Source organism: Micromonospora sp. NPDC000121, from assembly GCF_042899165.1.
Taxonomy (GTDB): Bacteria; Actinomycetota; Actinomycetes; order Mycobacteriales; family Micromonosporaceae; genus Micromonospora.
In genome coordinates this window covers 20,092-29,286 of sequence record NZ_JBIAZP010000020.1, presented here as the reverse complement: position 1 = coordinate 29,286, position 9,195 = coordinate 20,092, and the positions used below count along the sequence as shown (strand labels likewise).

Here is a 9,195-nt window from a genome sequence, read left to right as displayed (position 1 = left end):
GCGGGCCCGACGCGGACTACACGAGGGACGGCGATGACCGACGTACTGATCGTGGGCTACGGCCCGGTCGGGCAGGTGGCAGCGATCCTGCTCGCCCAGCGCGGCCTCACCGTGCGGGTGGTGGAGAAGCACACCACCCCGTACAGCATGCCCCGGGCCGTGTCGTACGACGGCGAGGCCAGCCGCATCCTCGCCGCCTGCGGCCTGGCCGACGTGCTGGCGCCGACCGCCGACGACCCGGTCACCGAACTGTCCGGCGAGTACACCTGGAAGAACGGCTTCGGCCGGACCCTGCTGCACGTCAAGGTCGCCGAGGACGGCCCCGCCGGCTGGCCCGACTCGATCTCCTTCTACCAGCCCGGCCTGGAGGACCGCCTCGCCGAGCGGGGCGCCGCCCTGCCCGGCGTCGAGGTGCTGCGCGGGCTGGAGGTGACGGCGCTGGCCGACCGGGGCGACCGCGTCGACGTGGCCGCCGTCGACGCGGCCGGCGCCGAGCACTCCTTCACCGCCGGCTGGGTGCTCGGCTGCGACGGGGCGAACAGCTTCGTCCGCCGCTGGCTCGGCGCAGGCGTCACCGACCTCGGCTTCACCCACGACTGGCTGGTCTGCGACGTCGTGCTCAACGAGGCGCGCGAGTTCAAGCCCAACAACCTGCAGATCTGCGACCCGGCCCGCCCCCGCACCGCCGTCTCCGCCGGACCCGGCCACCGCCGCTGGGAGTTCATGCGGGTGCCGGGGGAGACCCTGGAGGAGTTCCAGAGCCTCGACAGCGTGTGGCGGCTGCTCGGCCTGTTCGACATCACCCCCGACACCGCCCGCCTCGACCGGTACGGCGTCTACACCACCCAGGCCTGCTACGCCGACCGGTGGCGCTCCGGCCGGGTGTTCCTCGCCGGGGACGCCGCCCACGTCATGCCGCCGTTCCTCGGCCAGGGCATGAGCTCCGGCTTCCGCGACGTGGTCAACCTGGTCTGGAAGCTGGACCTCGTCCACCGGGGCCTCGCCGACGCCGCCCTGCTCGAGACGTACGAGGTGGAGCGACGGGCGCACGTGCAGCACGCCATCCGGATGTCCATCGACTCCGGCAAGGTGATCTGTGAGACCGACCCGAAGCAGGCCGCCGGCCGCGACTCGGTGATGCTCGCCGCGCTGCGCCGCCGTACCCAGCAGCGGCACGCCCGGTCGCTCCGTGAGGCGATCGTCGACGGCCTGCTGCACCGCACCCCCGACGGCACCCCCGCCGCGCACGCCGGTGACCCGGCGCCCCAGGGGCGGGTGAGCGCCGGCGGGCGCACCGGGCGCTTCGACGAGGCCGTCGGCACCGGCTTCGTGCTGATCACGCGGGACGACCCGGCGGCGGCCCTCGCCCCGGACGCCGCGGCCTTCCTCGATGCCCTCGACGTCCGCCGGGTCACCGTCCGGCCCGCCGACGCCGCGCCGGTCACCGACGCCGACGTGATCGACCTCGACGGCGTCCACCTCGACTACCTCGCCGGCGCGGACGCCGACGCCGTGCTCGTCCGGCCCGACTTCTACGTCTTCGGGGTCGCGGCGGGCCCCGGCGGCCTGGCCGCCCTGGTGGACGACCTGCGCCAGCAGGTGTCCGCCCGGGCGCTGCAACCCTGACCACCCCTCCAGAAGGAGCTCACTTGTTCGAGAACATGCGCACCCTCGGCCGGCTCATCCGGACCCTGACCACCAAGGACCCGGTCACCCGCGTCCGCCGCTTCTACGAGATCCAGGCCCCGGGCGTGGAGTTCGCCGCCCGCACCACGCGCTACATGAACGTCGGGTACTGGGAGGAGGGGGTGACCAGCCTCGACGTGGCCGGTGAGGCGCTGGCCATGAAGCTCGCCGACGCCGCCGGCTTCAAGCCCGACGACACCGTCCTCGATGTCGGCTTCGGCTACGGCGACCAGGACTTCGCCTGGCTGCGAAACCGCCGGGTGGCCAAGGTGCACGGCATCAACGTCACTCCCCGGCACGTCGAGCACGCCCAGGACCGCGCCCGCGAGGAGGGCCTCGCCGAGCAGGCCGAGTTCCAGCTCGGCACCGCCACCGAGCTGCCGTTCGAGGACAACACGTTCGACCGGGTGGTGGCGCTGGAGTCGGCGTTCCACTTCTACCCGCGCAGCGCCTTCTTCGCCGAGGCGTTCCGGGTGCTGAAGCCGGGCGGCACCATCGCCACCGCGGACATCATCCCGCTGAGCAACGACACCGCCCGGATGTCGATCAGCTCCGGCCCGCTCAGCTTCGTCAAGTTCAGCATCCCGCACGAGAACTGGCACGACCGGACCCGCTACGCCGAGCAGCTGGCCGCCGCCGGCTTCGCCAACGTCGACGTGCAGTCCATCCAGGACCGCACCTGGGAGGGCTGGCGGAAGTTCCAGGCCAACCGGCCCAACGACCCGGCCTTCCGGGCCGAGGTCGAGCGCAGCGCGGTCAAGGGCATGGCCAACCACTGGCGCGACGAGAAGCTGATCAAGAAGGAGCTGGCGCTGCTCGACTACGTCATCGCCGTCGGTCACAAGCCGTGACGCACGACGCGGCCCCCGCCGCCCCGGGTCGTCCCGGGCGGCGGGGGCCGCGTCGTGTCCGCGTCCGCGCGCTCAGCGGGCCGCCGGCCGGGCCAGGGCCGCCGAGATGGTACGCAGGATCGCCGCCTGGTGCTGGGCCACGAAGAAGTGCCCGCCCGGGAAGACGTGCAGGTCGAACGGGCCCGTGGTGTGCTGCTCCCACGCCTTCGCCTCGTCGATCGTGGCCTTCGGGTCGTCGTCGCCGGTGAACACCGTCACCGGGCAGCTCAGCGCCGGCCCCGGCGTGTACTCGTACGTCTCCGCCGCCCGGTAGTCGTTGCGGATCGCCGGCAGCGCCGCCCGCAGCAGCTCCGGGTCACCCAGCACGGCGGCGTTCGTGCCGCTCAGCTTCTTCATGTCGGCGAGCAGGCCCTCGTCGTCGAGCAGGTGCACGGTCTCGTGCCGGTGGCTCGACGGCGCCCGCCGCCCGGACGGGAACAGGTGCGCCGCCGGCCGCCCCGTCTCCGCCTCCATCAGTCGTGCCACCTCGAAGCCCAGGGTCGCGCCCATGCTGTGCCCGAAGATCGCCAGCGGCTGGTCCAGCCACGGCTTCAGCACCCCGAACACCTGCCGAGCCAGCTCCGGGATCGTGCCGACGCACGGCTCGTGGCGGCGGTCCTGCCGCCCCGGGTACTGGATGGCGAGAACCTCCACGGCCGGCGACAGCGCCCGCGACACCGGAAAGTAGAAACTCGCGGACCCGCCGGCGTGCGGCAGGCACACCAACCGCGGGGCGCCGGCCGGCGCCGGGTGGAACCGGCGTACCCACAGGCCGTTGTCTGAGTCGGTCATTTACACGCGGTCCTTCCAGCGGTCTCGCCGCCGACCCGGGCGGCGCCGTGCGATCAAACGGACGCTAATCGGATCCACCGGGCCGGGGCCACCCCTAGCGGACGGCCGTACGGGTTAGGGGTTGTCGCAGCTCATGGCGACGCCATAGCTTTCCCCCGCAGAGGGGACCCGTGGCTTCCGGCGGAATTGTGTTCAAGGGATAAACCGTTCTGGCCTGAGAATATTGCGCATTCGCTCCGTCGCCGATGTCGGGGTCTCCGCCGACCACCGCGATGGGTCAGGTTGATGGACACCGAAGAAAAGCTGCGGGAGTACCTGAAGAGGGTCACCACCGACCTGCGCCGGACCCGGCAACGGCTCCGCGACGTCGAGGACGAGGCGCAGCAGCCCATCGCCATCGTCGGCATGGCCTGCCGCTTCCCCGGCGGGATCACCTCGCCCGAGGCTCTGTGGGACCTCGTCGCCGCGTCGGGGGACGCCGTCGGCCCGTTCCCGACCGACCGCGGCTGGGACCTCGCCGAGCTGTACGACCCCGCCCGGGAACGCCCCGGGACGTCCTGCGTACGGGAGGGCGGCTTCGTCCACGACGCGGGTGACTTCGACCCGCGCTTCTTCGGCATCTCGCCCCGCGAGGCCCTGGCCATGGACCCGCAGCAGCGGCTGCTGCTGGAGACCTCGTGGGAGGCGTTCGAGTCCGCCGGGGTCGACCCGACCGGGCTGAAGGGCGCCCGCGTCGGCGTCTTCGCCGGCCTCACCCACGCCGACTACGCCGCCGGCGCCGCCGACGTGCCCGACGGCGTCGTCGACTACCTCGGCCTCGGCAACGCCGGCAGCATCAGCTCCGGCCGCGTCGCGTACGCGTTCGGCTTCGAGGGGCCGGCGGTGACCGTCGACACCGCGTGCTCGTCCTCCCTCGTGGCGCTGCACCTCGCTGTGCGGTCGCTGCGCTCCGGCGAGTCCGACCTGGCCCTGGCCGGCGGCGTGACGGTCATGCCCACGCCCGCCGTGTTCGTCGACTTCACCCGCCAGGGCAACCTGTCCATGTCCGCCCGGTGCCGGGCGTTCGCCGACGGCGCCGACGGCACCTCCCTCGCCGAGGGCGTCGGGATGCTCCTCGTCGAGCGGCTGTCCGACGCGCGGCGCCTGGGCCACCGGGTCCTCGCCGTGGTGCGGGGGACCGCCGTCAACCAGGACGGTGCGTCGAACGGGTTGACGGCGCCGAACGGTCCGTCGCAGCAGCGGGTGATCCGGCAGGCGTTGGCGGACGCGCGGTTGTCTCCTGCGGACGTGGATGTGGTGGAGGCGCACGGTACGGGTACGACGTTGGGTGATCCGATCGAGGCGCAGGCGTTGTTGGCGACCTACGGTCAGGGTCGCGATGGTGTTGAGCCGTTGTTGTTGGGGTCGGTGAAGTCGAATCTGGGTCACACGCAGGCCGCTGCCGGGGCGGCGGGTGTGATCAAGATGGTCCTGGCGATGCGGCATGGTGTGGTGCCGGCGTCGCTGCACGTGGACGTGCCGTCGTCGAAGGTGGACTGGTCGTCGGGTGCGGTGTCGTTGGTGACGGAGTCGCGGTCGTGGCCGGTGGTGGAGCGTCCCCGTCGGGCGGCGGTGTCGTCGTTCGGGATCTCGGGGACGAACGCGCACGTGATCGTGGAGCAGGCAGAGGCCGTGGCGGCCGATGCGGCGGCCGGGGTGACGCCGCCCCTGGTGCCGTGGTTGGTGTCGGGGCGGTCGGCGGAGGCGTTGTCCGGCCAGGCGGGGCGTTTGACGGAGTTTGCCCGGCGGGAGTCGGGCCTGGCGGCGGTTGATCTCGGCTGGTCGCTTGCCACGTCCCGGGCGGCGTTGGAGCACCGGGCGGTGGTCCTCGGCGCGGACCGGGACGAGTTGCTTGCCGGTCTGGGCGTGCTGGCTGAGGGCGGGTCGGCTGTCGGGGTGGTGTCGGGTCAGGCGTCGCCGGGTCGGGTCGCGGTGTTGTTCACGGGTCAGGGTGCGCAGCGGGTGGGTATGGGTCGGGAGTTGTACGACTCGTTCCCGGCGTTCGCCTCTGCCCTCGACGAGGTGTGCGGGCACCTGGACCGGGCGCTGCCGCAGCCGTTGAAGACGGTGCTGTTCGCGGATGCCGGCTCCGCCGGGGCCGCGCTGTTGGACCAGACGGTGTTCACGCAGGCGGGGTTGTTCGCGGTCGAGGTGGCCCTGTACGAGTTGTTGTCGTCGTGGGGTGTGAAGCCGGACTACCTGGCCGGTCATTCGATCGGTGAGGTGACCGCCGCGTATGTGGCGGGGGTGCTGTCGCTCGATGACGCGTGCGCTCTGGTGGCGGCGCGGGGTTCGTTGATGCAGGCGTTGCCGTCGGGTGGCGGGATGTTGGCGGTCAACGCCGCTGAGGACGAGGTCCGCGAGGTGGCGGGTGACGGCGTGGACGTGGCGGCGGTGAACGGGCCTCGGTCCGTGGTGCTGTCCGGTGCAGAGGTTGACCTTGACCGGGTCGGGCAGCTCTGCGTGGAGCGGGGTTGGCGGGTCAAGCGGCTGCCGGTGAGTCACGCGTTCCACTCGCGGTTGATGGAGCCGATGCTGGACGAGTTCCGGGCGGTCCTGAACACGCTGACCTGGCAGGTGCCGAAGCTGCCGATCGTGTCCAACCTGACGGGCCGGCTGGCTGATCCGGGCGAGATCGCCTCGCCGGGGTACTGGGTGCGGCATGTGCGGGAGGCGGTCCGGTTCTCCGACGCCGTGAAGACGCTGCACGGCTGCGGGGTCACCACCTTCCTGGAGGTGGGCCCGGACGCGACGTTGACCGCGATGGCGGCGGACACCCCGGCCGACCGGCCGGTGCACCACATCCCGGGCCTGCGGCGGGACCAGCCCGACACGACCGCCCTGGTGACCGCGCTGGCCAGGTTGCACGTCACGGGCACGACCGTGGACTGGGCGGCGTGGTTCACCGCGCAGACCGGCCGGCCGCCGCGCACCGTCGACCTGCCCACCTACGCCTTCCAGCGCCAGCGCTACTGGCTCGACGCCGGCCCGGCCGGGGGCGGCGCGGACGCCTCCGGGCTCGGCGTACGCGGCGGCCGGCACCCCCTGCTGAACGCCGAACTCGTCTCCGCCTCCGACGACGCACGCATCCACGGCGGCCGGCTCTCGGTGCGGACCCAGCCGTGGCTCGCCGACCACGTGGTCTGGGGCTCCGTCGTCGTTCCGGGCACCGCGCTGGTCGAGATGGCGCTGCACGCGGGCGGGCAGGCCGGCTGCGACGTGCTCGACGAACTGACCCTCGCCGCCCCGCTGGTGCTGCCCGAGCAGGGCGCCCGGGCCGTGCAGCTCACCCTCGGCGCCCCCGACGAGCACGGCCGCCGCAGGGTCGGCATCCACTCCCGCCCCGCCGACGACCCGCGCGGCGACTGGACCCGGCACGCCGAGGGCGTCCTCGCGCCCGCAGCCGCCGACGCCCCCGGGGCGCTGACCGAGTGGCCACCGCCCGGCGCCGCCGCCGTACCGGTCGAGCCGATCTACGAGCAGCTCGGCCGGCTCGGCGTCGACCACGGGCCGACGTTCCGCGGGCTGCGCGCCGCGTGGCGTACCGACGAGGCGGTCTTCGCGGAGGTCACGCTGCCGGACGGCACCGCCACCGGCGGGTACGCCATCCATCCGGCGCTGCTGGACGCGGCGCTGCACGTCGTCGGCCTCACCGACGACGCCGACGCGGACGCCGCCGGGGCCCGGCTCCCGTTCGCGTGGTCGGGTGTCGCGCTCTCCGCCGTCGGCGCCACCACCCTCCGGGTACGCGTCGAACGGGCCGGCTCGGCGGTGTCGCTGACTCTCGCCGACGGCACGGGCGCCCCCGTCGCCCGGGTCGCCTCGCTGGTCTCCCGGCCCGTCGGCGCCGACCAGCTCGACGCCGACGGGCCCGCCGACGTACCCCTGTTCGACCTGCGCTGGACCGCCCTGCCGCTGCCGTCGCGGCGGGCCCCCGGGATCGTGGCGCTCGGCGACGCCGCCGCCCTCGCCGACGCGGCGGTGCCCGGCGGACTGGCCGACCTCGCCGACGCCCTCGACGCCGGCCGGGACACACCCCGGCTGGTGCTGCTCCAGGCCGGCGCCGCCCCGGCGGGCGAGCCGCTCGGCCCCACCCGGGACCGCCTCGCCGACACCCTGACGGCGATGCAGCGGTGGCTGGCCGACGACCGATTCGCCGACCGGCGACTCGTGGTGCTCACCCGGGGCGCGGTCCCCGCCGAAGACGCCGACACCGTGCCCGACCTGCCCGCAGCGGCCGTCTGGGGCCTGGTCCGCACCGCACAACTGGAACACCCGGGCCGGTTCGTCCTCGTCGATGTCGACGAGCACACCGACGCCGAGCTGCTCGGCCGGGCCTTGGCCGGCGACGAACCCCAGCTCGCGCTGCGGGACGGCCGGCTCCTCGTACCCCGACTGGCGCCCGCCGAGCCCGACCCGACCGGCGCGGTCGACCTGCTGCCGGACGGGACGGTGCTCGTCACCGGCGCCACCGGCACCCTCGGCGGCCTGCTCGCCCGCCACCTGGTCACCACCCACAAGGTGCGCCACCTGCTCCTGGTCGGCCGGCGCGGCGCCGACGCCCCCGGCGCGGCCGACCTGCTCGCCGACCTCGCCCGGCTGGGCACCCAGGCCCGGCTCGTAGCCTGCGACGTGGCCGACCGGGACCAGCTCGCCGCGCTGCTGGCCGACATCCCGGCCGAGCACCCGCTCACCGGGGTCGTCCACGCCGCCGGCACCCTCGACGACGCCGTCGTCACCGCGCTGACCCCCGAGCGGACCGCCGCCGTGCTGCGCCCCAAGGCGGACGCCGCCTGGCACCTGCACGACCTCACCCGGCACCTGGACCTGCCGATGTTCGTGCTGTTCTCCTCGATCGCCGGCCCGCTCGGCGGTCCCGGCCAGGGCAACTACGCCGCGGCCAACGCCTTCCTCGACGGGCTGGCCCACCACCGGCGCGCCGCCGGCCTCGCCGCCACCTCCCTCGCCTGGGGGCTGTGGGACGCCAGCAGCGGCATGACCCGCGACCTGGGTTCCGCGCGGCGGGAACGGATGGCCCGCCAGGGCATCGCCCCACTCGGCACAGAGCAGGCGCTCGCCCTGTTCGACGCGAGCCGGCGCAGCCGGCGGCCCCTGCTGCTGCCCGTACGCCTCGACCTGGCCGCGCTGCGCGACCTCACCACCGTCGACCACCTCCCGGCCCCCCTGCGCGGCCTGGCCGGCGCACGACCGCGGCGCGCCGCCGCCGGCGGGGCGATGCCCGTCGGGGCCCTGCGCGACCGCCTGGCCGAGGCGTCCGACGAGGACCGCCGGCGCATGGTCGAGGAACTCGTCACCGGGCAGGTCGCCGAGGTGCTCGGCTACTCCTCGCCGGCCGCGGTCGGCGCCGGGCAGTCCTTCACCGAGCTGGGCTTCGACTCGCTGACCGCGGTCGACCTGCGGAACCGGCTGACCACCCTCACCGGCCTGTCGCTGCCGGCGACCCTGGTCTTCGACCATCCCACCCCGGACGCGCTCACCGGGCACCTGATGGCGCAGCTCGGCCCCGGCCGGGCCGCGCCCACACTCCTCGACGAGCTGGACCGGCTGGAGGCGGCGTTCGCCGCCACCCCGCCGGAGACCCTGGAGGAGCTGACCGCCGACGAGACGACCCGGTCGGCGGTCGCCGCCCGACTGCGGGCGCTGCTCAGCCGCTGGGACGGCGACACCGCCGCGGCGGGCGCCGCCGCCCAGGTCATCGACGACGCCAGCGACGACGAACTCTTCGACTTCATCGACAGCACGTTCGGTCGTAACTGACCGTCGTACC

The 9,195-nt window shown here is 74.1% G+C and carries 4 protein-coding genes; 3 read left to right on the top strand and 1 reads right to left on the bottom strand.

The genetic code is table 11. The annotated features are described in order from the left end of the window. The first annotated feature begins 33 nt into the window (after nt 1-33). Together ACFY23_RS31335 and ACFY23_RS31330 are read left to right on the top strand one after the other, a co-directional pair. On the top strand, nt 34-1,626 hold the full coding sequence (locus tag ACFY23_RS31335) for a bifunctional 3-(3-hydroxy-phenyl)propionate/3-hydroxycinnamic acid hydroxylase (RefSeq protein ID WP_350819719.1): 1,593 nt from the start codon (nt 34-36) through the stop codon (nt 1,624-1,626). 23 nt (nt 1,627-1,649) lie between these two features. After that, nucleotides 1,650-2,537, top strand: a complete 888-nt coding sequence (locus ACFY23_RS31330) for a methyltransferase domain-containing protein (protein WP_350687286.1) — start codon at nt 1,650-1,652, stop codon at nt 2,535-2,537. Nucleotides 2,538-2,609: 72 nt separating this feature from the next. Here the strand turns inward: ACFY23_RS31330 and ACFY23_RS31325 are convergent, their stop codons facing one another. Continuing rightward, complete coding sequence (locus ACFY23_RS31325) at nt 2,610-3,368, bottom strand: alpha/beta fold hydrolase (RefSeq protein ID WP_350687288.1); 759 nt, start codon at nt 3,366-3,368, stop codon at nt 2,610-2,612. A gap of 282 nt (nt 3,369-3,650) precedes the next feature. Between ACFY23_RS31325 and ACFY23_RS31320 the strand changes: the two genes are divergently transcribed. Next, nucleotides 3,651-9,185 (top strand): SDR family NAD(P)-dependent oxidoreductase, encoded by a 5,535-nt coding sequence (locus ACFY23_RS31320; protein WP_387039074.1) that lies wholly within the window; start codon nt 3,651-3,653, stop codon nt 9,183-9,185. Nucleotides 9,186-9,195 lie beyond the last annotated feature (10 nt).